28 protein-coding genes are annotated in these 25104 nt (G+C 37.5%); 12 read left to right on the forward strand and 16 right to left on the reverse strand.

The genetic code is table 11. The features are described 5' to 3' along the window. The first annotated feature begins 12 nt into the window (after positions 1–12). Genes AC4IFE_RS01395 through AC4IFE_RS01410 form a run of 4 tightly spaced genes read left to right on the forward strand, consistent with a single transcriptional unit; the run spans position 13 to position 3425 of the window. A complete protein-coding gene (locus tag AC4IFE_RS01395) occupies positions 13–972 on the forward strand; it encodes a GSCFA domain-containing protein (protein WP_490754292.1) in 960 nt (319 codons plus the stop codon). Then, on the forward strand, positions 965–1492 hold the full coding sequence (locus AC4IFE_RS01400; protein ID WP_490754293.1) for a DUF4269 domain-containing protein: 528 nt from the start codon (positions 965–967) through the stop codon (positions 1490–1492). The genes AC4IFE_RS01395 and AC4IFE_RS01400 overlap by 8 nt, the downstream gene beginning before the upstream one ends. A 4-nt stretch (positions 1493–1496) precedes the next feature. After that, positions 1497–2261 carry a TatD family hydrolase gene (locus AC4IFE_RS01405; RefSeq protein ID WP_490754295.1) on the forward strand — a complete coding sequence of 255 codons (765 nt, stop codon included), beginning with the start codon at positions 1497–1499 and terminating at the stop codon, positions 2259–2261. A gap of 9 nt (positions 2262–2270) precedes the next feature. Next, entirely contained in the window at positions 2271–3425 is a 1155-nt protein-coding gene (locus AC4IFE_RS01410; RefSeq protein ID WP_490754296.1) for a hypothetical protein, read from the forward strand. A 253-nt stretch (positions 3426–3678) separates the two neighbouring features. On the opposite strand, the gene AC4IFE_RS01415 is transcribed toward AC4IFE_RS01410, so the two are convergent. From AC4IFE_RS01415 to AC4IFE_RS01440, 6 genes are all read right to left on the reverse strand, one after another. After that, the gene (locus AC4IFE_RS01415; protein WP_490754298.1) at positions 3679–4974 is read right to left on the reverse strand and encodes a DEAD/DEAH box helicase; all 1296 of its coding nucleotides are present in this window, start codon (positions 4972–4974) and stop codon (positions 3679–3681) included. An 87-nt stretch (positions 4975–5061) separates the two neighbouring features. After that, the gene (locus AC4IFE_RS01420; RefSeq protein ID WP_490754299.1) at positions 5062–5550 is read right to left on the reverse strand and encodes a DUF6438 domain-containing protein; all 489 of its coding nucleotides are present in this window, start codon (positions 5548–5550) and stop codon (positions 5062–5064) included. A 64-nt stretch (positions 5551–5614) separates the two neighbouring features. Next, positions 5615–6394, reverse strand: a complete 780-nt coding sequence (locus AC4IFE_RS01425) for a hypothetical protein (RefSeq protein WP_490754301.1) — start codon at positions 6392–6394, stop codon at positions 5615–5617. A gap of 15 nt (positions 6395–6409) precedes the next feature. Beyond that, positions 6410–7393: a GTPase ObgE gene (obgE, locus tag AC4IFE_RS01430; protein ID WP_490754302.1), complete on the reverse strand. Its 984-nt coding sequence runs from the start codon at positions 7391–7393 to the stop codon at positions 6410–6412. A 66-nt stretch (positions 7394–7459) separates the two neighbouring features. Beyond that, entirely contained in the window at positions 7460–8038 is a 579-nt protein-coding gene (locus tag AC4IFE_RS01435) for an adenylate kinase (RefSeq protein ID WP_490754304.1), read from the reverse strand. Between the two features lie 126 nt (positions 8039–8164). Continuing rightward, positions 8165–8719, reverse strand: a complete 555-nt coding sequence (locus AC4IFE_RS01440) for a phosphoribosyltransferase (RefSeq protein WP_223558909.1) — start codon at positions 8717–8719, stop codon at positions 8165–8167. A gap of 413 nt (positions 8720–9132) precedes the next feature. Between AC4IFE_RS01440 and AC4IFE_RS01445 the strand changes: the two genes are divergently transcribed. After that, positions 9133–10722 carry an ABC-F family ATP-binding cassette domain-containing protein gene (locus AC4IFE_RS01445; RefSeq protein ID WP_490754306.1) on the forward strand — a complete coding sequence of 530 codons (1590 nt, stop codon included), beginning with the start codon at positions 9133–9135 and terminating at the stop codon, positions 10720–10722. Positions 10723–11033: 311 nt separating this feature from the next. Here AC4IFE_RS01445 and AC4IFE_RS01450 read toward each other — a convergent pair whose 3' ends face one another. From AC4IFE_RS01450 to AC4IFE_RS01460, 3 genes are all read right to left on the reverse strand, one after another. Further along, positions 11034–11624 (reverse strand): HI_0983 family protein, encoded by a 591-nt coding sequence (locus AC4IFE_RS01450; protein ID WP_490754308.1) that lies wholly within the window; start codon positions 11622–11624, stop codon positions 11034–11036. Between the two features lie 135 nt (positions 11625–11759). Further along, positions 11760–12692 (reverse strand): alpha/beta fold hydrolase, encoded by a 933-nt coding sequence (locus AC4IFE_RS01455; protein ID WP_490754309.1) that lies wholly within the window; start codon positions 12690–12692, stop codon positions 11760–11762. Positions 12693–12829: 137 nt separating this feature from the next. Next, positions 12830–13045: a type II toxin-antitoxin system ParD family antitoxin gene (locus AC4IFE_RS01460; RefSeq protein ID WP_490754311.1), complete on the reverse strand. Its 216-nt coding sequence runs from the start codon at positions 13043–13045 to the stop codon at positions 12830–12832. Positions 13046–13292: 247 nt separating this feature from the next. On the opposite strand from AC4IFE_RS01460, the gene AC4IFE_RS01465 reads away from it, so the two are divergent. Continuing rightward, positions 13293–14579: an adenylosuccinate synthase gene (locus tag AC4IFE_RS01465; RefSeq protein ID WP_490754312.1), complete on the forward strand. Its 1287-nt coding sequence runs from the start codon at positions 13293–13295 to the stop codon at positions 14577–14579. A gap of 94 nt (positions 14580–14673) precedes the next feature. Here AC4IFE_RS01465 and AC4IFE_RS01470 read toward each other — a convergent pair whose 3' ends face one another. Then, on the reverse strand, positions 14674–15753 hold the full coding sequence (locus tag AC4IFE_RS01470) for an endonuclease/exonuclease/phosphatase family protein (protein WP_490754314.1): 1080 nt from the start codon (positions 15751–15753) through the stop codon (positions 14674–14676). Positions 15754–15885: 132 nt separating this feature from the next. Between AC4IFE_RS01470 and AC4IFE_RS01475 the strand changes: the two genes are divergently transcribed. Then, a complete protein-coding gene (locus AC4IFE_RS01475; RefSeq protein WP_490754316.1) occupies positions 15886–16326 on the forward strand; it encodes a nuclear transport factor 2 family protein in 441 nt (146 codons plus the stop codon). A 70-nt stretch (positions 16327–16396) separates the two neighbouring features. Then, positions 16397–16774, forward strand: a complete 378-nt coding sequence (gene gloA2 / locus AC4IFE_RS01480) for an SMU1112c/YaeR family gloxylase I-like metalloprotein (RefSeq protein ID WP_490754318.1) — start codon at positions 16397–16399, stop codon at positions 16772–16774. 2 nt (positions 16775–16776) lie between these two features. Here the strand turns inward: gloA2 and AC4IFE_RS01485 are convergent, their stop codons facing one another. Beyond that, positions 16777–17160 (reverse strand): DUF1634 domain-containing protein, encoded by a 384-nt coding sequence (locus tag AC4IFE_RS01485; protein ID WP_490754319.1) that lies wholly within the window; start codon positions 17158–17160, stop codon positions 16777–16779. Continuing rightward, a complete protein-coding gene (locus AC4IFE_RS01490) occupies positions 17160–17990 on the reverse strand; it encodes a sulfite exporter TauE/SafE family protein (RefSeq protein ID WP_490754320.1) in 831 nt (276 codons plus the stop codon). Before AC4IFE_RS01490 ends, AC4IFE_RS01485 begins: the two co-directional genes overlap by 1 nt. An 85-nt stretch (positions 17991–18075) precedes the next feature. On the opposite strand from AC4IFE_RS01490, the gene AC4IFE_RS01495 reads away from it, so the two are divergent. From AC4IFE_RS01495 to AC4IFE_RS01505, 3 genes are all read left to right on the forward strand, one after another. Further along, positions 18076–18624: a DUF1543 domain-containing protein gene (locus AC4IFE_RS01495; RefSeq protein ID WP_490754322.1), complete on the forward strand. Its 549-nt coding sequence runs from the start codon at positions 18076–18078 to the stop codon at positions 18622–18624. A 44-nt stretch (positions 18625–18668) separates the two neighbouring features. Next, positions 18669–19781 (forward strand): 5-(carboxyamino)imidazole ribonucleotide synthase, encoded by a 1113-nt coding sequence (locus tag AC4IFE_RS01500; protein WP_490754324.1) that lies wholly within the window; start codon positions 18669–18671, stop codon positions 19779–19781. Between the two features lie 279 nt (positions 19782–20060). Further along, positions 20061–20255 (forward strand): bacteriocin-like protein, encoded by a 195-nt coding sequence (locus AC4IFE_RS01505; protein ID WP_146897209.1) that lies wholly within the window; start codon positions 20061–20063, stop codon positions 20253–20255. A 62-nt stretch (positions 20256–20317) separates the two neighbouring features. On the opposite strand, the gene AC4IFE_RS01510 is transcribed toward AC4IFE_RS01505, so the two are convergent. From AC4IFE_RS01510 to AC4IFE_RS01525, 4 genes are all read right to left on the reverse strand, one after another. Further along, positions 20318–22441 carry a cation:proton antiporter gene (locus AC4IFE_RS01510; RefSeq protein ID WP_490754326.1) on the reverse strand — a complete coding sequence of 708 codons (2124 nt, stop codon included), beginning with the start codon at positions 22439–22441 and terminating at the stop codon, positions 20318–20320. Positions 22442–22448: 7 nt separating this feature from the next. After that, positions 22449–23015, reverse strand: a complete 567-nt coding sequence (locus AC4IFE_RS01515) for a hypothetical protein (RefSeq protein ID WP_490754327.1) — start codon at positions 23013–23015, stop codon at positions 22449–22451. A gap of 155 nt (positions 23016–23170) precedes the next feature. Beyond that, on the reverse strand, positions 23171–24076 hold the full coding sequence (locus AC4IFE_RS01520) for a DMT family transporter (protein WP_490754329.1): 906 nt from the start codon (positions 24074–24076) through the stop codon (positions 23171–23173). A gap of 144 nt (positions 24077–24220) precedes the next feature. Further along, a complete protein-coding gene (locus tag AC4IFE_RS01525) occupies positions 24221–24361 on the reverse strand; it encodes a bacteriocin-like protein (RefSeq protein WP_490754330.1) in 141 nt (46 codons plus the stop codon). Between the two features lie 203 nt (positions 24362–24564). Between AC4IFE_RS01525 and purE the strand changes: the two genes are divergently transcribed. Next, positions 24565–25068: a 5-(carboxyamino)imidazole ribonucleotide mutase gene (purE, locus tag AC4IFE_RS01530; protein ID WP_336378206.1), complete on the forward strand. Its 504-nt coding sequence runs from the start codon at positions 24565–24567 to the stop codon at positions 25066–25068. Positions 25069–25104 lie beyond the last annotated feature (36 nt).

A 25104-nucleotide genomic window follows, 5' to 3' on the forward strand; every position in this document is an offset into this window, starting at 1 on the left:
GCTACCTAAATAATGAAATTCAGAACTGAAGTTAACATTCCGGAATCAGAAAAAAAGATTGATGTTGAAGATAAAATATTTTCAATAGGATCCTGTTTTGCCTCAGAAATGGCAGATTTGCTGGGTCAAGGACAGCTTCAGACGGTCAATAATCCGTTCGGAACTATTTTTAATCCGTTTTCGATCAGTAATGCCGTTAAAAGGCTTCATGATTCAGAGTTTTATACAGAAGATGAGCTGATCACTTTTAACGACGAATTTATCTCCCTAGACCATCATAGCAGCTTCGACAGAAGATATGTCCATCAAACTCTGGACAGGATTAATATGGGGATAGAAGTAGGAAACAGATTTCTGCAGGATACAGGGTGGGTAATCATTACGTACGGAACTTCATTTATTTATGAATTTATTCCAAAGAAAAAACTGGCTGCTAACTGCCACAAAATTCCGCAGAAGTTTTTTGAAAAGCGGTTGCTTTCCCATCAGGAACTTACAGACTCCATCTATAATACGGTTTTAAACCTGAAAGATATCTGCAGGGATGATGTACAGATCCTGTTTACCGTGTCACCCGTACGTCATACCAAGGATGGGATGATTGAAAATCAGCTCAGCAAATCCAAACTCATCACTGCCGTTCATGAAGCAATTTTGCAGTTGGAAAATTGCCATTACCTGCCCATTTATGAAATACTGATGGATGATTTGCGTGATTACCGTTTTTATAAGGAAGATATGATCCATCCGACATCGCAGGCTGTCAGTTACATTTTTGATAAATTCGGAGAAGCCTATTTTTCAGATGAGACAAAAAGTTTTATCAAAGAAAATTTTAAGATCAATAAAGCACTGGAACATAGAACTGATGATGAGAAGGATCCAAAATATATTGAATTTAGAGAAAAATTAAGTCAGAGAATTGAAGTTCAGAGAGGAAAAGTAAGGCACAAAATTTTTATAAATGATTGATTTTTCAAACCTTATTTATTTGAAATCAGGAAACGAAAGGCAGAAAAGAGCTTATGAAGTTCTTCAAAAATATCAGATCTTTGAGAAATTAAAACCCTATTCTCCAGTTCTTGCCGGAACAATTCCTATTGAAATCGATATTGAAAACAGTGATCTGGATATCATTTGTGAAGTTAATCTTGAATTTGAAAAAGATTTCCTCGATAATATCACGGCTAACCGATTAGTTCCTGCGGATGCTGAAGTGAAAATTGAAAATATCATTATTAATGGAGAAAAAAGCATCATTCTGAACTTTATGCTGGAAGAATTTCCCATAGAGATTTTCGGACAGAATATACCCTCAACTGAACAGAATGCTTATCGGCATATGCTTGCCGAATATAAAATATTAAAAGAAAAAGGAGCAGATTTTAAACATAAAATAATAGATCTGAAAAAACAGGGAGTGAAGACCGAACCGGCCTTCGGCTTACTGATGGAACTGGAAAACCCTTATGAAGATCTGTTAAAATTTTAAGACAATGATTGATACACATACCCATTTATACGCTGAAGAATTTGATGAAGACAGAAAAGAGGCTATACAGAGAGCAGTAGATAAAGGAATCACAAAATTTTACCTCCCTGCCATTGATTCGGAATCCCATGAAAAGATGCTTCAGCTGGAAGCCGATTATCCGGGACAGATCATTTCCATGATGGGGCTTCATCCGTGCTATGTAAAGCCTGAATCCTGGGAAAAAGAGCTTGATATCGTTAAAAATTATCTGGAAGAAAAGGATTTTCCGGCAATAGGAGAGATTGGGATCGATCTTTACTGGGATAAAACAACGCTGGATATCCAGGTTAAGGCTTTTGAACAGCAGATCGACTGGGCTATAGAAAAAGATCTCCCTATCGTGATCCATACAAGAGAAAGCTTTGATGAAACATTTGAGGTCCTTGAAAGAAAAAAACATCCCAAACTTCGTGGAATTTTTCATTGTTTTTCAGGAGATCTGGAACAGGCCAAACATGCCATAGATCTGAATTTTATATTGGGAATCGGAGGCGTTGTAACGTTCAAAAACGGTAAGATTGATCAGTTCCTGAATGAAATACCTCTGGATAAGATTGTTCTGGAAACAGATTCACCTTATCTGGCACCTGTTCCGCATAGAGGCAAAAGAAATGAAAGCGCTTATCTGGATCTCGTAGCCGGAAAGTTGGTGAATATCTATGGTAAAGATTTTTCTGAAATTGATGAAATCACTACTGAAAATGCTAATAGAATTTTTTCCCGTTAACTTATTCATATGAATAAAATTTTAATCTCTACAAAAAACAGTAAGGTAAGCAGTTTAATGCTGTTTGCAGTCTATTTTGTGATCAATTTTTTATTCCTGACCAAATATGGTATTCGACAGTCATTTATACCCATTAGTATACTGATTGTTGTCTTTATTGCTGTACATGTTTTCCTGTTTCTTGTAAGAAAGAATGAACTGTTGGTAAAAAAGATTAATGTAAAGCTTGTCTATGTTTTGACGGGGATTTTAGGAGTTGGGTATATTGCTTTATGCCATATCTTAAAAGATCCTTATCAAATGAATATAGACCGTTGGCAAACGCTGGAATTTTCTTTAGATTACTGGATTCACGGAAAATATATTTATGATATCCATAACTTTATGGGGAACTTATCCTCGTACCTTCCCGGGCAGCTTTTACTGGCTCTCCCTGCGTATCTGCTAGGAAATGTTGGCTATCTTCAGGTAGCTGTTTTTTTGCTGTTTTCTTATGCTGTGCTTCTGGAATTTAAAAACAATCTGATCAGGTTCACAGCTATACTGATGTTTGGAATATCCTTGTCTTACATTTATGAAGTGGTATGTAAGAGTGATTTTATTTCTTCTTTTATTTTCGTGGCTGCATTCATCCTTTTCTGGCACAGTAAGTTTAAGGGAGATTATTTTCAGAAACCGGCGCTGTTGGGAGTATGCCTTGGTGTTTTATTTCTGACAAGGAGTGTGGCTGTTATCCCACTGATTATTTTTTTACTGAAGCCTTTTCTGGCCACAGGTGTAAACCGTAAAATAAAAACAGCTGCAGCATTTATGCTCACCATAGCCATATTACTATTAACCGTTTTTTTTCCTGCTGAAAATCTTGATTACATTATACAGCACAATCCACTGACTCTTCAGGGGCAAAGCAATAAATTTGTCATATTGTTTTTTTTCGGGGTAACTCTGTTTGTGGCTTTTTATGTCAGAACAATAAATGATGTATTTTATTTTTCGGCATATATTGTTTTTCTGGTGATGCTCAGCTTTGTAGTGGAAAAATTTTTGCTTTTCGGACTGGGTTTCCAGCATAATCTTTTTTCAACCACCTATCTGGCGGCTTGCCTTCCTTTCAGTATTATTGCTTATTGCTTCTCCATTCAGAAAGAAACAGAGAAAGTCTGAGTATTCAGATAATTGAGTTTAAAGATGGATTACTGAGCTCTGCTTATTTTGTCGAAGACAAATTCTTATATCACCCGATCCAAATAGTCTCGGTAAAGAATCAAATTAGTAATTCCAGTTTTATAATCTAAATTTTCTTTAACATCCAAAAGCCCCTTTATATTTAAAAATCTCAGAATCATGAGTAGGGCAACCGTTTTTAAATCTGAAAATTCTATATAAAAAAGCCCTTTCGTTGGAAAGGGCTTTCGTATTATTTTTTTCTGGTGAAATTTTTATTCTTAGGTTTCTTGAACCCGGTCGGAGTGCTGCCTGCAGGTTTATTGTTATTAGTCTGCGGTTTTGGAGATCTCGGAGGTCTTCTGTCACCGCCGGCTGCCATAGGCTTGTTATTAGAATCTCTTTTTTGTGCTACAAGATCATCTGTATGGAAAGGATGGTCCTTTATAACTGGAATTTTCTTGCCGATAAGTTTTTCTGTATTCCTTAAATTTAAAAGGTCAAGGCTGTCTACAAAAGAAATTGAAGATCCTTCAGCTCCCGCTCTTCCCGTTCTTCCGATTCTGTGAACATACGTTTCAGAAACATCAGAAAGTTCGAAGTTGATTACATATTTAAGTTCATCAATGTCAATACCTCTTGCAGCGATGTCTGTAGCAACCAGAATCCTTGTTTTTCCGGACTTAAAATTATTCAGGGCATTCTGCCTTGCATTCTGGGATTTATTCCCGTGAATAGCCTCTGCTGAAATATTGTCTTTCTGAAGTTTTCTTGCAATTTTATCGGCACCGTGTTTCGTTCTCGAAAATACCAGAACGGAATCCGCAATGTCGTTCTCTAAAATATGGGAAAGAAGGTTCAGCTTGTTGTCTTTTTCTACAAAATAAACCGACTGTTTAATCGTTTCTGCAGTGGAAGAAACCGGAGTCACTTCTACTTTCACAGGATTATTCAGGATAGAATCTGCCAGCTTCTGGATTTCAGAAGGCATTGTCGCTGAAAAGAATAAAGTCTGTCTTCTCTGTGGAAGAAGTTTGATGACTCTTTTTACGTCGTGCACAAAACCCATATCGAGCATTCTGTCTGCCTCATCAAGAACAAAGATTTCGATGTTCTTTAAGCTGATAATACCTTGAGCGATAAAATCCAGAAGTCTGCCGGGGGTTGCTACCAGAATGTCGATACCTTTTCTTAAGGCGGCCTCCTGATTTCCCTGCTTTACACCTCCGAAAATTACGAGCTGTTTTAGCGGAAGGTATTTCCCGTATGCATTAATGTTTTCCTCGATCTGTATGGCAAGTTCTCTTGTTGGCGTTAAGATCAGGGCTTTTATATGATTATTTTTGGTCTTGTTTTTTGATAAATTCTGAAGAATAGGAATAGCAAACGCCGCTGTCTTTCCTGTTCCTGTCTGTGCGCATCCCAAAAAGTCGCTACCTTTTAAAATTTCAGGGATAGATCTCTCCTGAATGGGTGTTGGGTTTGTATATCCCTGTTCCTGAATTGCTTTTGCAATAGGTTCTATTAAGTTTAGGTCTGTAAAATTCAAATGAACTGTTTTTTTAATTTAAAATAAAATTCCCTCAATGTGAAGGAATTATACGATGCAAAGGTAGTCTAAATATTTTTAAACGAATTATTTTACTTTTGCCCACTGCTGATTATGTCTCAGGTCTTCAATGAACAGGTAAACTTCTCTTAATTTTTCACTTCCTCTTTTGCCGTAGTCTTCTACATTTTTGGAAGTTCCGTCCGTAAAATTAATTCTTAGATATGAAGTTGAGAGGTCCGTGATATTTCTTGTTCCGTATTTGTCTTTTAGATTTTTCACGTCAAGACCATTCAGTAGAGAAACCAATTTGTTATAATCTGCTTCTTTGATCACCCCTTTAAAAGTTCCCTCACGTGGTTTTGAAAATTCACCTTTTGAAAAATCTTTCGAAAAATTGAAATGCTCAGCTTCCAATATGGCCGTCCTGTCCGGGTTGATGGTCATCGTGAAGATAGGACAGGATCCAAAGCATGCTCCTGCTTCATATTCAATTTTAGCGTATTTTGAATTGGTTTTCTGGGTTGTGCAAGAAAATAAACATATAAATGCACAAAGACTTAGTATATATTTCATAGCCGATGGTTTCCTGGTTTCTTTCAATAATTATTCCAAATGCAGACCGGTCTCAGTATAGAAGCTATTCCAGAGATGAAACACAACAGCCTTTGGTGAATGATAATCTTAAAAGTACAGAATCATTATTCATTGATTCATAATACTTTGTTCTCTTCTTAGCTGTATTATAATAAGAATAGGTTTTTATTTCCCCTTTGTCAAAAAAGATCTTATTTTTAAAGAACAAAGGTTCCATGTCATAAAGAATATTATTGTTGAAATTCTGGTCATCGTTGGTTACATCCAGCTCAATAATTCCCAGATTCGTTTTTGCTTTATTATTACGGATAAGATTATATTTATAATGGATAAGATCATTTTCCGTTTTCTTTTCAACTAACTCTAATATCCGGTCAGTTTTTAACTTTTTCCTTTTTCTGATGTCAGCAATTTCAGATTCTAAGGGAATGTCTCCGGTGAAATAATCAAAATTGCCGGGTTTGATCTCTTTACTCTCATCCTTGATCGAAACAGGAAGAACAGGATTGGTATCTTTATTTAAATTATAAATAACCCCATTTCTGCTGTTGTCAAAATACAGTACAGAAAGATCGGTTTCATTGGTGTAATATTCTATAATATTGCTTAGCTCATTACTGATACCATGATTCTCCGCCTTCTCGTAGGTAAGCTTATACTGTAGCCTTTTATTGAATTCATACTTAAAGAACGCCTTATTATTTAAAGGGGCCGGTTCATCCTGTTTGGATGTTTCCATGAATGAAAAGCTGTCCTGAGCATAAGTCAGGGCAGGCAACAGAAATGAAACAAAAATAACAGAGGGTGCTGTTATTTTCTTCAATGGGTGTATCATCTTTTATCCGTGAAGTTTTTTCCAGACAGCGTCTTTCAGTTCTACAAGACCTTCTCCCGTAACACCGGAGAAGAATAACGGCTTCCTGTTTTCAGGGAATTCAGCATAAATTTCTTTTTTCAGTTCATCATCCAGAAGATCAGATTTTGAAATAGAAATGATGAAATCCTTATCTAATAGTTCCGGATTATATTCTGATAATTCATTTTCCAGAATTTTAAACTCCTGAAAGTGACTTTCAGAATCAGCCGGAATTAAGAATAATAAGATGGAATTTCTTTCAATATGTCTTAAGAATCTGTGTCCCAGACCTTTTCCTTCTGCAGCACCTTCAATGATTCCCGGAATATCAGCCATTACAAATGATTTGTAATTTCTGTAGTCCACAATGCCAAGATTGGGGGTCAGAGTTGTAAATGCATAGTTAGCGATCTTAGGTTTGGCAGCAGATACGGATGCAAGAAGGGTAGATTTTCCGGCATTTGGAAAACCAACTAAACCTACATCGGCCAAAATTTTAAGCTCAAAAACAACAAAACCTTCCTCGCCATCCATTCCTGGCTGTGCATATCTTGGCGTCTGGTTGGTAGAAGATTTGAAATGCTCGTTTCCTTTTCCTCCTTTTCCTCCCTGCATCAGGATAATTTCCTGCTTGTCTTCAAGAATTTCGCCGATAATTTCTCCATCTTCATTTTTAGCGATAGTCCCGATCGGAACATCAATATAAATATCAGAACCGTCAGCGCCGGTCAGCTGGTTTTTTGCTCCGTTTTCACCACGGTCCGCTTTTATGTGACGGGTGTAGCGAAGCGGAAGTAAAGTCCATTCCTGAGCATTCCCTCTCATGATGACGTGTCCGCCACGGCCTCCGTCGCCTCCATCCGGACCACCTTTAGGAATATATTTTTCACGGCGAAGGTGGGCAGAACCAGCACCTCCGTGTCCGCTTTTACAATGGATCTTTACGTAATCTACAAAGTTAGACATATAGTTTGTGTTGCGGGGTGTAGGTTACAGGGCCCGAATTTTAGAACCCTGTAATCCATATCCCGATTATTTAATTTTTTCGACTTCAGCGAAAAGCTTTTGGGAAATTTCATCAATTTCTCCTACACCGTTTACTTCAACATATTTACCCTGTTGTTTGTAAAGTTCGGCAACTTCTGCTGTTTTAGTATAATATTCTTTAATTCTGTTTTCAATGATCTCCACATTGCTGTCGTCAGATCTTCCGCTGGTTTCACCTCTCTTCAGAAGTCTTTCCACTAAAATTTTATCTTCTACCACTAATGAAAGACAAATGTCGATCTTGTCGTTCAGTTCCTCTGCTACAATTTTTTCCAAAGCTTCCGTCTGGGCAGTAGTTCTTGGGTAGCCATCAAAGATAAATCCGTTGGTATCGGTAGGTTTTCTGAGCTCGTCGATCAGCATATCCGTTGTTACCTGATCCGGAACCAGTTCTCCCTTATCGATGTAAGACTTAGCCAGTTTTCCAAGCTCGGTATCATTTTTCATGTTGTATCTGAAAAGGTCGCCTGTTGAAATCTGTTTTAAATTGAATTTTTCGATCAGGTTTTGAGCTTGTGTTCCTTTTCCACTTCCTGGAGGGCCGAACAGAACAATGTTTATCATAATGTTGATTCGCCTGCAGCTTCCGGCACTAAGCTTTCAGCCTTTAGCTTTTTTAGTTAATATTTACTTTATTTCGATTTTAATATTTAAAGCTAATGGCTAATAGCCAAAAGCTAGTAGCAGTAATTAATGGTTGATCTGGCCTTCTTCCAGTTGATACAGATTCGAAAGATTTCTTCCTAATTCATCATAATCAAGACCATACCCAAGGACAAATTTATTTGGAATCTCTTTTCCGATATAATCCAGCTTGAAATCTTTTTTGTAAACATCAGGCTTTAATAAGAATGAAGCCAGCTTTACAGATTTCGGACGTTGCGTTTCCGTAAAATATTTGAACAGGCTCTCAACCGTGTTTCCCGTATCCACAATATCTTCTACAAGAATAATGTGACGGTCTTTCACATCTTTAGTCAGCTCCATTTTCTGGTAAACAATCCCTGTAGACTCTGTTCCTGCATACGAACTCATCTGGATGAAAGCAATTTCGCATTCGCCAGGGTAGTATTTTAAAAGATCTGAGAAGAACATGATCACCCCGTTCAGAACCCCGATAAAAACAGGAACCTCGTCTTTGTAATCTTCATAAATCCTTAACGCTGTTTCTTTTACAATTTCCTGAATTTCGGCATCCTTCAGATAAGGAACGAAAGTTTTGTCGTGAACTTTAATGCTTTCCATAAAAAATTTTAGTAGTCGGCAAAGTTACGGATTTTTGATGAAAATCTTTTCTACTTTTATTCCGGATTTAATAAACATATAATTTAAAAAGAATATATTGAAATAATTCACCTTTTACGGCTTTAATTATCGTAAGCTGTTTGGAAAAATCTTCGATTTAAAAGTCCTTTACGTAAACAAAATTCTGATCCAATGAATTTGAGCATGATAAAAATATGATGTTTTTTGTGCTTTTGCCTTTGTTTTTCAGATGAAGATTTTATGTTTTTTACCTGAAAAAAATAAATAATTAATAATTTACTATCTTTGTATTTCCAAAAACCTGATTATAACATGTAGGATTCAGTTTCTTTCCGATCTATCAAACAGTAGCCTGGCGCTGCTGATGTTTAACTATTACTAAGAAAGAAATAATGATTTTACTACAAAATATATCTTACGGGTTTCCGGGAGAGGATCTCCTTTTTAATTCAATCAATTTAACTATACAGCCTCACACCATATCCGCATTAGCCGGAAGTAATGGTATTGGGAAATCTACGCTCCTGAAGATCATTGGCCGGGAAATTCAACCTTTAGAAGGAAGTGTAACGGTCAGGGGTGATGTATACTATGTTCCACAGATGTTTGGCAATTTTGATCATCTGTCTGTTGCAGAATGTCTTAAAATTGACAAAAAGCTGAATGCTCTTCAAAAGATCATCAGTGGCGAAGTGGATGAAGAATATTTTGAGATTCTAAATGATGATTGGGATATTGAAGAACGCTGCCAGAATGCATTAAGTTACTGGAAACTAGAAGAACTGGAATTAAGTCAAAAGCTGGAAAGCTTAAGCGGAGGTCAGAAAACAAAAGTTTTTCTGGCTGGTATTCAGATCAGTCAGCCGGACATTATTATTCTGGATGAGCCTACAAATCACCTTGATCTGGAAGGGCGAAACTTACTTTACAGTTTTATCGAAAAAACGGATGCAGAAGTGGTTATGGTGAGTCATGACCGTTCATTGCTGAATCTTGCTGACACTATATTTGAATTGAGTAACCAGGGCATAGCTTCCTATGGCGGAAATTATGACTTTTATGCTGAGCAGAAAGAAATAGAGCAGGAGGCACTTTATAATGACATTCATGCTAAAGAAAGGGCCCTGAAAAAGGCAAAAGAAAAGGAGCGGGAAACCATAGAACGTAAACAGAAACTGGATGCAAGAGGAAAACAGAAACAGGAAAAATCCGGTGTGGCAAGAATTATGATGAATACCTTACGGAATAATGCTGAGAAAAATACATCCAGATTAAAAGGTGTTCATGCTGAAAAAATCAGCGGCATTTCCGGTGACCTTCGCGATCTTCGTTCTTCACTGAAAAATTCTGATCAGATGAAAGTGAATTTCAACGATTCCAGTCTGCATTCCGGGAAAATTCTGATCAATGCGGAGGATACTAATTTCAAATACGGAAATGAAAACCTATGGAAAGATAATCTCAGTCTTGAGATCAGAAGTGGCGACAGAATTTCTATCAAAGGCTCAAACGGATCGGGGAAAACGACCTTGATAAAACTGTTGTTGGGAAGTTTACAACCGACTGTTGGTAATATTTCGAGGTCAGAATTTAATACGATTTACATTGACCAGGAATATTCCCTGATCGGGCAGGAAATAAGCGTGTATGATTTTGTACAACAGTTTAATGACGGTGCGATGCAGGAGTCTGAAGTGAAAACTTTGTTGTCCAGATTTTTGTTTGGAAAAGAAGCCTGGGATAAGAAATGCGGACTATTGAGCGGAGGAGAGCGCTTAAGGGTGCTTCTGTGCGGACTTTCCATAAGCAGTACAGCACCTGATATGATTGTCCTTGATGAACCTACGAATAATTTGGATCTGCAGAATGTGGAAATTTTAACGAGATCTATTAAAGATTATCATGGGACTTTGCTAGTTATTTCGCATGATGAGGTGTTTCTGGAAGAGATCGGAGTGGAGCGGGAGATTGTTTTAGATTAAATTGAACCGTTATGACCTGATGATTTTATGCTCCGCAGATTTTGCTGATTGAGCAGATGTTTTTGTTGTATTTGTCATTGCGAGGAGCGCAAGGACGAAGCAATCCAGATTGCTTCACCTACGGTTCGCAATGACAGTCACAATTTACATTTGAAGAATCGTATAAAGGATAAATTAGCTAAGAATCTCTAGCAGATTTTGCAGATGATGTAGATATATATTGTATTTTTTATTGGAGATGTAAACCTTATAGGTTTCTAAAACCTATAAGGTTCGAGTGGAGGTAACGTTTCTCTGTTGTTCGCAAAGTTTTATTTTAACTGAACATTGGGTAGTTTATAATTCCCAACGACTTCTATTAAATGAGCAGAGTTATTTTTTAGATTGTTGAAAAATTTCGCCATATTTTCTTTATAACCTCTTTCACTTATGGCGAAAAGTAAGACACCTTTGTTTTCATTTGCAGTAATCAGCTTATAACGGTATATATTTCTTTCTGCAATTAGTATTTCCTTTCCATCTTTCGAATTTTCGCTCATGAGAAAATCTAAAATATATTCACCATCATTTTCATATATTTTATAATTTACAACCGGATTCGATTGCTTCATTTTTTCAAGTTCGCTTACTTTTTGATCAATAACATCTTTAAGATTGAAATCTCCCTTTACAAATTCGATCAAAGTTAATGTATTGTATTTTTCAATCTTTTCGTTGGAACATAAATATTCCTGCTTGTAATAATTTTCATTGGGATGAGAGCTCCAGACCAAATTATAGGTTTTGCTATCCATTTTAATTGGGCCAGGAATGTTTAAATAATCAATCGTTTTATTCTGAGCATGTAGAGAAAATGTTATGAGGGAAAGTAGAGCAACAATAAAATTTAATCTTTTAGCCATAATTTTTTGTGTTTTTGTTATAATTATCAATGCTTAAATATATAATAATTAAAAAAATGAAAGAAGAAAGTAAGCTTGCAGCCTTCAAACATAAAGATCTCCCGCAGATTTTACAGATGAACACGGACATTAATGTTATAAATGCTTTAGAATCCACTGGTATATATCATTGAAGACATCTGCTTTGATTTTCTCATTTAATATTTCGTGGCGCATTTCGGGATAGATTTTAGCATCTACATCTTTGAATCCATCCTGTTTCAAATGATCAACTGTTTGTTGCACACCTTTACTGAAATCTCCTATCGGATCATTCTGTCCACTGATAAACAAAAAAGGAAAAGATTCTGAAATAGTGGAAGCCCAGTTTCTTGCTGTAGCCTTTTTGTAAATGCTGAACAGCGCATAGAAAGCATTATTGGTAAAAGGGAGTCCGCAGAGCTCATCTTGGGCAAAAGCTTTTCTGTTGGCAGGATTCAGGCTGAGCCAGCTCGTGTCGCTGAAATCCGGATCTTTCTTGAAATGTTTATTATTGACAATATTGAAAAGAGTATTGAGATAAGTCGGATAATGCGGTGCTATTTTATTAGCTAAGGAGAGATATCCTTTTATCAGGCTAATGCCGGCCAAAGGACCACCGGTTCCAACAATGACAGCTCCGGTAAATTTCCCACTGGATTTTTGCAGAAGACAGCGTGTAACAAATGATCCCATGGAATGTCCAAGAACAAAATGGGGGACATCAGGATATTGTTGGTGAAGATATTTACTCATTGCTTCAGCGTCTGAAATAAGCTTTTCATCAGGTTGGTCCTGCTGGAAAAACCCGATGTCTTTTTTGTCTTTCACCGATTTTCCATGTCCCAGATGATCATAGGTGAGTACAGCAAATCCCCGGTCTGCAAAATAACCGGCAATTTCAGCATATCTTCCGCTGTGTTCCTGCATGCCGTGGATAATAAGCAGAGTGGCTTTTACGGGAACTGCATCAGGCGTGAACAGGGTATGGAAGAGTTTTGTTTTGCTGGTTGGGGATGGGGAGAAGTAGGATGATTCTTTTGATGCCATATGGATTGCCTTATTATTTCAGTAGACAATCAAATATACGGAATTAATTAAACCTCATTTAAGATCATCAAGTGCTTTTTTGATGATTTTAAATTTTTAGTCTATTCATCTAATCACGTTGTTTTGATAAATATTTTTTAAGAATTCTTTGCGGTCAAAACTTTCAACAAAGCCAGATTTTTCTCCTTTTTTAATTCATTGATTAATTCTGATTTCTTAGACTGTTCATATTCAAATAATCTAAGAGCATTTCTTATTACCTCACTGGCAGAAGAGTATTTTCCGGATTTTATTTGTTTACTGATGAAATTATCAAAATAATCTCCCAATAATATGGATGTGTTTTTTGCCATTTCATTCCATTTTAATTTAATTCAAAGTTACCAATTATTGATATTTACCAAATAATAGAAATTGGATCTTATATTGATTTAATGAAATTAATTTGTAAACTTTCAAACATAATAAAGTTAATATACTGAAGGAAAATTCTATATAATTCTATGATTTCCACCCCACCCATAAAATAAATTTCCCTCATAATTTGCCCACCCTATTTTTAAAAAGTAATTTTGCATGAATCTAAAATAAAAGTAAAATATGTCAACTTACGTAGTTGTAGGTCTTCAGTATGGAGATGAAGGTAAAGGAAAAATCACGGATGTTTTATCGGCTAAATCGGATTATGTTGTTCGTTTCCAAGGAGGAGACAACGCTGGTCACACGGTTTATGTAGGCGAAGAAAAATTTGTACTTCACCTTCTTCCTTCTGGTGTACTGCAGTGCAAAGGGAAATGTATCATTGCTAATGGAGTAGTGGTAAACCCAAAATCTTTCATTAAAGAGGTTGGCCAGATCGAGAGCAAAGGCTTGAGAACTGACCACATTTTTATCAGCAGAAGAGCGCATGTGATCATGCCTTACCACATTCTTTTGGATACTTACCGTGAAGAGGAACATGGAGGAACTCAGATCGGAACTACGAAAAAAGGAATCGGGCCATGCTATGAAGATAAGATCGCAAGAATCGGGATCAGAATGGTAGACCTTTTAAATCCGGAAATCTTAAGAGATAAAATTGAGAAGAATTTAAAAGTTAAAAATTCTCTTTTTGAAAAATACTACGGAAAACCGACACTGGATGTAGAAGAAATTTATAACGAATTCTTAGCCATCGGAAAACAGCTTCAGGACAGAATCGTAGATACAGAAGTTGAGCTGAATGAAGCGATCAGAGACGGTAAAAATGTTTTATTCGAAGGAGCTCAGGCATTGATGCTGGATATCGACTTCGGGACATATCCATACGTAACTTCATCTTCTCCGTCTACAGGAGGAGTTTGTACGGGAGCAGGTGTACCGCCGACTTCACTTCAAAACCTTATCGGTGTTGCCAAAGCCTATTGCACAAGAGTAGGAAACGGGCCTTTCCCTTCTGAACTGGATAACGAATTGGGAGAAAAGATCAGACAGATCGGTGGTGAGTTTGGAGCTACAACAGGCAGACCAAGGAGAACAGGCTGGTTAGACCTTGTTTCTTTAAAACATGCTTGTATGATCAACGGAATCAATAACCTTGTTATTACAAAGCTAGACGTTCTTACGGGGATCGAAAACTTAAAGATTGTAACCCATTATAAAACTGAGGACGGAAAAATCATCGATTATTTCACTTCTTCAACGGAGAAATTGTACAACTACGAGCCAATTTATCACGATTTACCAGGCTGGAACGAAGATCTTACAAAAGTAAGAAGCTATGACGAACTTCCGGATAATGCTCAGAAATACATCGAGTTTATTGAGGAGTATTTGGGAATCAATGTATATTTGGTTTCTGTAGGTCCTGAAAGAAGCCAGAACATCATCAGAAAAGAATTATTCTAATATTTTTAGAATACAATATAATAAAAAAAGAGACTGTCAAGCGACAGTCTCTTTTTTTATGGGGAAAAATTATCAGCTCATGTGAGAAAGGATTTTATCCTTCAGTTACCACTTCATCACGGTTGCCGTCTTCTTCTTTTCCTTCCTGTATCATTTCTTCTGCTTCCGCTTTTTCTTCCTGGGTAGCTTCCTGAACCCGTTCTTCCTGTTCATCATTGTGATGGTCTATGAAAAACTCACAGTAGACCGGAAGATGGTCTGAACCGAAATTTTCCAGAGTTTTAAGCTCTTTGATAAAAATATCCTCACTGTGGAACATCAGATCGATAGGGAATCTCAACAGGCGGTATTTGGCATGAAAGGTAGACACAAAGGAACGCCCGATTCTGGGATCAATCAAATGGCTTGTTTTTCTAAATAATATGGATGATTTTGACCATGCTACATTATTAAAGTCTCCCACCACAATCACCGGCTCATGGATATCTTTTACCCGTTTGGCCGCACTTAAAAGATCACCATCCCTTTCTTTTGAAGTCTCCTCTTCAGTAGGGCTCGGTGGAGGCGGATGCACTCCGAAAAACACAAATGAAAAACCATCTTCGGTCTTTAGGTGTATTTCAATGCTAGGAATATCATCAGCTACGAAATAATGGGTCTGAGCACTCTTAACCTCAAGCTTAGAGTAGAAGTGCATTCCGTAGGTGTTTTCAAGAGTTACTTTATGCTGGAACGGATAATCTTTTTCAAGAGCTTGCATGGCCTGTTCCCAATCGCCATTGCTTTCCATGGTCATGAAGACTTCGGGCCTGTATTTTTTAATAAGGCTGATAAATCTGCCATATTCTTTATTAAACTGATAAACATTGGCAGAAATGAAATGCAGCCTTTGAGAAGATTGCTGCTGCTTATGCTTTTTCACAGGATAGAGCGGAGTATATTTTACAAGCGTGACCCCATGATGAACAAAGAGTAAGAGTAAAACTCCCTGTCCATACCAGAAATCCTGAGGATGATCAATCAGAAGACCTGCAATAAAAGTAATAACAACAATATAGGTTATCTGGATCTTACCAAACTCCGGAACCCTGAATATCCAATGGGAATTCTGAATTTTAGGCAATAGTGTCAAAAGCACCAGCAATCCGATTAACGACAAATAAATACCCCACATAAAATTTAATCAACGGATAAAAATAGTTTATTTTTTAAACAATTCAAATCAATTCGCTTTTTAAGCTTTGTTAATTTAAGAGTTTGCCATAATTTTTCCTATTTTTATCCTGTCAGATTAATTAAATCCCATATGAATAAACTTATTGCAGCTGCCCTGCTCTTTGGTGCTTTTTGTTTCGGACAGCAGAACCTGGAAATAGAAAAACCAATCCGTAACCTGTTTTTAGGGATGAAGAATGCAGATCCTGAACTGATGAAATCCGCTTTTGCAGAAGGAGCCATTCTTCAGAGTATTACTAAGGACGGAACAGTGAAAAATGAAAATGTACAGGAATTTATCGCCTCTGTTTCCAAATTTTCAAAAGATGATCTTGATGAAAGGATTATCATAGATGCAATCCATACTGATGGTGGGCTTGCAAGTGTGTTCACGCCGTATTCTTTCTTCTTCAAAGGTAAATTCTCACATTGTGGGGCGAACAGCTTTCAACTGGTTAGGCAACAGAATGACTGGAAAATTCAGTATATTGTAGATACCAGAAGAAAAGAGAATTGCAGAGAAATAAAATAATGAAGAGCTGAAAACCTGATTTCACTTCAAAACCTATCAAATCTGACAGAAGAATTAAAAAACATTTAAAATGAAGATCCATCACATTGCCATTATATGCTCAGATTATAAAGTCTCAAAGAAATTTTACACTGAAGTTTTAGGTCTTACTATAATCCGCGAAGTATACCGTGAAGAAAGACAGTCCTATAAGCTTGACCTCGCTATCGGAGATCATTACGTTATTGAACTGTTTTCATTTCTCGATCCGCCGCCAAGGCCTTCCCGTCCGGAGTCATGTGGTTTAAGGCATTTGGCTTTCTCTGTAGAAAATGTCGGGATCAAAAGAGATGAGCTTATAGCCAAAGGACTCATCTGCGAGGATATCCGCATAGATGAATACACAGGAAAGGAATTTTTCTTTACCCAGGATCCGGATCAGCTTCCGCTGGAATTTTATGAAATGTAAAATTAGTGAGCGTAACCTGCAAAGAAACTGATTGCCATAATCGCCAACACAATTGAAGAAATGACTACATACACGTAGTCTTTTTCTTTTAGATACCCTACCAGTGCAAAAATAATCCTGACCAGAGGCGTAAAGATCAGCAGTAGTATTCCCAGCTGAATAATGGCCATGCCTTCCCCCTTGCATAAAGAATTCCAAAACATTGCCCATACCTTTTCAGATGACGAGCCCATTTCCAGAGAAGTATATTTTTCAGGCATTTTAAAGCCTTCCATAAAAAGCTTGATAAAGCCGATCAATGATGTTGCCACGGATAAAATAACACCAAGTCTCAGAAGATTTCCTACCGAACGGTTCAGATCTACATCTGTAAAATTCTTTCTCATTATCTGAAACTTTTATTGATACCGTTATACATCATATATATTGATAAAATGGTTATCACAATCGCAAAGAATACTTTTAGCTTCTTCGTTTTGGATACCATCAGGGTTTTTGAACCTATGAAACTTCCTACTACGACACCGATAAGTACCGGAGCTACAATTACGGGAATAATCTCACCCCTCTGGAAGTAGATCAGGGCACTGGCCACAGCCGTTACACCGATCATAAAGTTACTTGTAGTTGTAGAAACCTTAAACGGCAGCTTCATCATATTGTCCATCGCCAAAACCTTTAATGCACCAGACCCGATTCCTAAAAGCCCGGACATGGCACCGGCAAACAGCATCATCAGGAATCCTGAAACGGTATTTCTTGCAGAATAGCTTTTTACAACCCCTTTATCAGGAAACGTTCCGTACAGTTTCAGTTTTTCTTCAAGGCTTCCTTTTATCAAAGGTTCCTGGTGATCAGGTTTTCCCTTAAGGTTGATAATAACTGTCAATAAAAGGATACTGGCGAAAATAATTCCGATGGTATTCGGATTAAGCATTCCGGAAACCAATGCTCCGATAATTGCCCCGGCAGTAGTCCCGATTTCCAGAAACATGCCTATCCGCATGTTGGTGAAACCTTCCTTCACGAAAGCTACGGCAGCACCCGAAGATGTACCGATCACAGAAATTAAAGAAGCACCAATGGCATAATGCATTGGGACGCCGAAACCCAGCGTCAATAAAGGGATAATAATAACTCCTCCTCCCAAACCTGTAAGTGAACCCAAAAGACCGGCGGAAACTGCGCCGAGAAACAGAATAATAATTTCTGACATGCTACAAATATAAAACTATTGTCGTACTCTGCCAAACGTTTAAAAAAGATAAATTTGATGTATTTTTGCAGGTATGAAAAGTGAAATGAAATTATTTTATATCATTCTCGGTGCAACGCCCAAAGGCAGGAATATCGAGCAGCATGACGTTTTTTTCGGGATCGCAGAAAATCTTAAAGATCTCGTTCCCGATATGAAAGATTTCTGGAAAGAAGCAGAAGGGAAGATCCATTTGGACTGTTATCAGGAAGTGAAATTTGCAGACGGATACGAGGTGAAGATCGTTGAGAAAACAGATCAGCCGTCTGAAGACCAGTTGTATTTCCTTAATTTAGGAGGATATAAAAAAGGTTTTTTTGAAGAATTTCACGAACAGCACCTGATGGTAGGAAAATCAATGGGGGAAATTGTGAAAAGAGCTAAGGCTACAGAATTTTATGCAACAATGGGCTTTGAAGGAGCTGTGAGCCATATTGATGATAAGCATGGTGTTGATATTGATGATATTTTCAATGTCAATGATATTCTGCCGGAAAAAATGAAAGAAAAATACTCCATCATCCTGACAAAATCTGATGCAGAAAACCAGGAGAATCCAATAGAGCTTGGGTATTTAAAGATTGATAAAATTTAATAAAGCTTTCCATTAAAAATCTAATAGAAAAAAATAAAGTAAGAATGAAAATAGGAATTTTAGGAGGCGGACAGCTTGGAAGAATGCTGATACAAAGCGCACTGAAATACGACGACCAGTTTTATACACTCGATCCTGCTTCCGATGCACCGTGCAGCAGCATCTCCCATTTTACCCAGGGAAATTTCAATGATTATGATACGGTACTGAATTTCGGAAAAGATAAAGATGTGGTAACCATTGAAATAGAACATGTGAATGCTGATGCTTTGGCCGAACTTGAAAAGCAGGGGGTAAAAGTAGTTCCCAATGCCGCTATTATCAAAACCATCCAGCAGAAAATCCTCCAGAAAGAATTCTACAAAACATACGATATTCCAAGTCCTGAATTTGAAGTGATGGACGGAAGTTCTGACGAAATTAAAATGCTGCTACCATTCGTACAGAAAATGAATACGGGAGGATATGACGGAAAAGGAGTTCAGGTAATCCGCACAGCAGAAGACATGAAAAATTTTTGGGTACAGGATTCTGTGATTGAAAAACTGGTAGACATCGACAAAGAACTTTCTGTAATTGTTGCAAGAAATGAAAATGGTGAAACCAAAACTTTTCCCGTAACGGAAATGGTAGCTGATCCAAAGCTGAACCTGTTGGATTTCAATATCTGCCCTGTATTTTTGAGCGATGATATCCAGAAGCAGATCAATTCCATTACTGAAAAATTTCTGGATGCAGTCAATTCTCCGGGGCTTTTTGCCATCGAATTATTTCTTGATAAAAATGGAAAAGTATGGGTGAATGAAACTGCTCCGAGGCTGCATAATTCAGGCCATCAAAGCCAGGAAGGAAATGCCAATTCCCAGTTTGAGCAGATGTACCGGGTTGTAAAAAACCTGCCATTGGCAGACACAGATGCTTTTACTTACAGCGGAATGCTGAACCTTGTCGGCGCAGAAGGACATGCAGGAAAAGTGATTTATGAAGGAATGGATGATGTTCTTAAACTACCGAAAACTTATATTCATCTCTACGGAAAAACAGAAACCAAGCCAGGACGAAAAATGGGACACATCAATGTGCTGGCTGATTCCAGAGAAGAGCTGATGGAAAAGCTGGTGAAGGTAAAAAGCATGGTAAAGGTTATTGCTGAATAAAACTTAGATAAAAGAAAAAAGATAAAGAGCTGTAAAATTATTACAGCTCTTTTTATGTGATTACAATCTGTCCGCTTCATCAAATCAAATTGTTGATTCCAGCTTTATCTTATATTCTCAATATTACATTAGATTGTGAATTGTGCCTGTCAATGAAATTATTTTAATTTTTTTATTTGATTTTAATAAAAAAATATATTTAAATTAAAATAAAACATGTATTTTCATAACACGAATCCTAAAGTATAAAAGTAGGATAAACATCAAACATTATTTACTATGAAAAATTTAAAAAAAATTTCAAGAGAATCTTTAAAATCTGTAAAAGGAGGAATTACTCCGGAATGTGCACAATGGTGGGGCTCAGGGCAGCCATATTATACAAGTCAGACTGCCTGTCTTCAATCTCCAAATTATGACCCTGATATTAATTTGGGTTGTCATAATGCTTGTGGACGTTGGTACATACAATAAAGATACCCCTTTGGTAGCCTAAGGTCGGAAGATTTTTCTTCCGGCTTTTTTATTCATTCCTGTTATTTAAAAATCTTCTGGATCACATTTCCGATTTCCACAAAATCTCCATGGTTCCCTACGGAACGTATCTCCGGGCTGTTTTCATCAAATTCTGAGAACGAGAAGATCAACAGATAATTATTACCATTTAAGTATCTGTTCAGTAATTCCGGGATAAGCCTCATCCGCGGAATATAAGACTTCATTCCGCGTTTAGCCATCAGGACAATCAGTGCTTCATCTTCTTTCAATTGGGCTGCTGTTTTTTCACCATCCTGCCATGTACTCATAATGATAAATTCAGCTTCTATATTGGCTTTTTTAACGATCTTCTGAAGAATGTCCAATATGTTTTCCGGGGCATAAAATACTACACTGGCACCGGAATTTCTGGCAATATTCCACACTCTGAGAAGCGCATGGAAGAATCCAGCTTCCTTATGAGCATTTTCCGGGATCATCACAGCATATTTTTTTATCGTGGAGAGTGGCTGTGCAGCATGGTACACCAGCACGTTCACGTCATCATTCTGAAGATATCCGCTGTAAAGATTGTACACAAAAGAAGGAGAGAAGCCTTTTTCATCTTCCAGCCCAATGATAAGATCCGTAATGTTCTGCTCCTTAATGACATTTTTAACTCCATTAATGACATCATTGTCATACCTTTTCAGAGACTGCATTTTAACGTCAGCTGCGGCTGCAGCATCGGCAGCCTGATGAAGTAGTTTTTCAGCATTTTTTACTGAAGATTCATTTTTATCCTCATTAATGACATTTAAAGCAAACAGGTTTTCTGTATTAGAATGGGCTTTGATCAAAATACCCAGATTCACCATTCTTTCCACAGTTTCCTCATGGTTAATAGCCAGAAGGATATTTTCCTCTTCATGGCTGTTACCCGAAACCGTATCTTCATTGTCGCTTTCTGCAATTTTCTGGGCGCTGGCCATGGAAATAAATGAAGAGATGGTACAGGAAATAAGGATCAGAAGAATACTTCCGTTCAGTACATGCTCATTCAGCAATCTTACCGGTTCACCGGTTTCCGTTTCAGAAAGAATAATATTGTATCCTACCATTACGGAGGCCAATGTTGCCGCCGCAGAAGCAGAACTCAATCCAAAAATAAGCTTTCCTTCTTCCTTAGACAGCCTGAAGGTCTTTTGGGTCATTACCGCTGAGAGATATTTCCCTCCGATGGATGCAACGAGCATGATTCCCGCTACCTCCAGTGTTTCCCAGCTTTTAAAGAAAACTTTAAAGTCGATCAGCATTCCTACACTGATCAGAAAGAACGGAATGAAGATCGCATTTCCTACAAACTCTACTCTGTTCATTAAAGATGAGGTATGCGGAATGAGCCTGTTTAGGGCAAGTCCGGCAAAGAATGCTCCAATAATAGCTTCTACTCCTGCAAGCTCAGCAAGCATCGCTGCCAGATAGATCATGACAAGCACAAAAATATACTGTGAAATCTTATCATCTACCTTTTTGAAGAACCAACGTCCTATGATTGGAAATACAATCAGAACAATCAGGGCAAAAACGATAAAGGAAACGGAGAGTTTAACCCAAAACTCCGTACCCACATCACCTTGCGACATCCCTACAATGACGGCAAGAACCAAAAGCGCCAGAATATCGGTAATCATAGTTCCGCCGACTGTAATATTCACTGCTTTATTTTTTGCAATTCCCAGTTTGCTGACTAACGGGTAGGCAATCAATGTATGCGAAGAAAAAAGACTCGCAAAAAGAATAGAGGTCAGTATAGAGAAATGCAGCAGATAGTAACCGCCAAGATATCCCAGAACGAACGGGACAGTAAATGTGTAAATTCCGAAAGTAAGGCTTTTCCACTTATTTTTTTTAAAATCGCCCATGTCGATCTCTAATCCGGCAAGAAACATGATATAAAGAAGACCTGTAGTTCCCGTTACAACAATGCTGCTGTCCCTGGCTAATACATTAAAGCCATTGGGGCCTATTATAGCTCCTGCAATGATAAGGCCCAACAAGTGCGGAACTTTAATTTTATTCAGAAGAAGGGGAGCGGCAAGGATGATGACCAGTACCAACAGGAATTTTAGAACCGGATCTTCTATAGGAAAACTCAGATTATGTATACTCAGTAAAATCATAGGTGTTTTATTTGGTAGAACGTACTAATTCGACGGAAAATTTGGCTGTACAGCCGTTTTCGGCAGTAATAGTTCTTGTTCCTTTTAATTTGGTATCCGAAATATCATTAAGCAGGACGTTCATTTCTACTTTCTTTTGAGAAGTGGAATCTGTCCTGAAATTAAGCTTAATCTCATTATGCTCGAACCTTCCGGAATAAACCCTTACCAGGTTATTGTTATTGATGATTTTGGCCGACAGATGAATAGAGTCGCTGTCGAATTCCCAGGTATCCGTACGCTGATCACCCACTACATAATCACTGCAGTTAGATTCTGTACAGATGACTTTTCCCGTCCACAGACCTGAAATTTCTTCCGGCCATAAAGCGATCTTAACGGAATCTTTCTTCGCAAAAATACTATCCCTCATTTTTAAAAGAGACTGATATTCAGATTCTTTCCGGGCAAATATTTTTTCTTTTTCGAGCAGCTGTTTTTCCCTTTCTGTCAGATTTTTTTCTTTTTCCTTATCATCACAGCTGATCAGGAGAAATGAGCCGGTAAGAAGGATAAAAAATGTGTTTTTAAGCATATTGTCAGTGTTGGTTTAAACAATATAGGAAAAAATAAGGAAAATATAAAATTTACCGGTTCATATCCCCTTAAATGCGAAAAAAAAACAGGCTTTTGAGTTTTCAGCTGACGGGAATATTTTCTGCATTCTGCACCGGCCATTTAATTTTATTATTATTCTATTTTTTGTTTCTTGAACATTTGCGGATTATAATTAATGATAAATACCCCAAGGATGATCAGTACGGCTGCAATGATAAATTTAACGCTGATATCCTCATTAAGGATCAGCCAGCTTAAAAATATAGAAATAAGGGTGTTGATGTAAGCAAGTATTGATATCTGCACCGGTGATATTTTGGTTAAAGCATAATGAAAGGCAAAGAATGCTGCAACAGAGCCAAAAACGGCCAGATAAAGCATTGCAGATATGCTTTTTAAGCTCCAATTCTCAAAATTATAATTTTCTGAAAACAAAAATGCAAAAATAATCTGTACGATTCCGGCAAACAGAAACTGGTAAAACAGATTCAGAAAAATGTTACCACTCTGGATATTCATTTTTTTTGTAAAGATCGTTCCTGAAGCCCATCCTGCAATGGCAATGAACAGAAACAGAATACCTAAGGCATAATCCGGGTTTTTAAGATCATGAATGCCATCCCAAAATATAAAAACAATGCCACTGAAAGACATGATGATACCGATAAAAGCCCTTGCATGGAACTTCTGAAGCCCAAATGCCAGGCTTCCCAGAAAAACAAGAATAGGTGAGCAGGCACTGATCAGGGATGTCAGGCTGCTGGTAACCTCTTCCTCCGCTACCGTCGTCATTCCGTTTGCAATGATCAGCATTAATGACGAAAATATAAGCTGGTATTTCAGCTTGTTCCAGCCAATCCATCTGAATTCTTTTCTATACAGGAGAATAAGAAGCATAATCATGGCGGCCAGAAACTGACGGATTCCGGCTACAAACCAAGCAGGAATAGTTTCTACAGCAACACGGATAGCAAGAAATGTAGTTCCCCAAACGAGGGCGACAGTGAGAACGGCAAAAAGAAGTTTGTAATCTTTCAAGGTGAATCTATAGTATAACAAACAAATATACCTGTTATGAAATAAAGCGAATGGGTACAGTTGTTGTATTTTTTGAAGATACAGAAGAACTGATCAGGTATGGAATAAAAGAGAGCACATTAAAAATGTACTCTCTTTGTTTTTTTAAGGCTGGAATCCCCCGCATGTGTCAAAAGGGACACATACCCATTTGCCGTTTCTATAGCAAAGTTGGAATGAGCAGGCTTCAATACCTCCTAAAACTTTTTTTAATTCTTCTTTTTTAAGCTTTTTTAAATTTTTCATTACAAGTAAATTTTATGTTATTGGTGAAACAAATATTGGAAAAAAATAATAGCGACAAGTCAAAATTAACACAGTTTAACTTCTTTATTTGATTGGATAAAGTGAAATATTCTTATCCTTTCTCATCTGAAAGGGCAGGACAAAATGTATATCAAAAAAAGGTTATATTTTTTTATCTTTGACCATCTAATAAAAAATTGAAGATGGTAGGAATTATAATGGGCAGCCAGAGCGATCTGCCGATCATGGAACAGGCTGCAAATTTTTTGAAAAGCCTCGACATTCCATACGAACTGACAGTAGTTTCAGCACACAGAACACCGGAAAGAATGTTCGATTATGCAAAAACGGCAAAAGAGAGAGGGCTTAAAGTAATCATTGCAGGAGCCGGCGGGGCAGCACATCTTCCGGGAATGGTAGCGAGCTGCACCACCTTGCCCGTCATTGGAGTTCCAATCCTGTCCAGCAATTCTATTGACGGTTGGGATTCTGTACTGTCTATTCTTCAGATGCCTGGAGGAATTCCTGTGGCAACGGTAGCATTGAATGGAGCCTTAAATGCTGGAATTTTAGCTGTGAAAATTCTGGGAAGCGCAGATGAAGCAATCGCTGAAAATCTGCAGAAATACCAGGACTCCCTTAAAGATAAAGTATTGGGAACAGTGGATGATATCAAAGCCATACACCCGAATCATTTTGATCTTTAATAGCACATGCACCAATAAAAAATCGCCCTATCAGAA

The sequence above is a fragment of the Chryseobacterium sp. UF-81 genome (genome assembly GCF_058245105.1).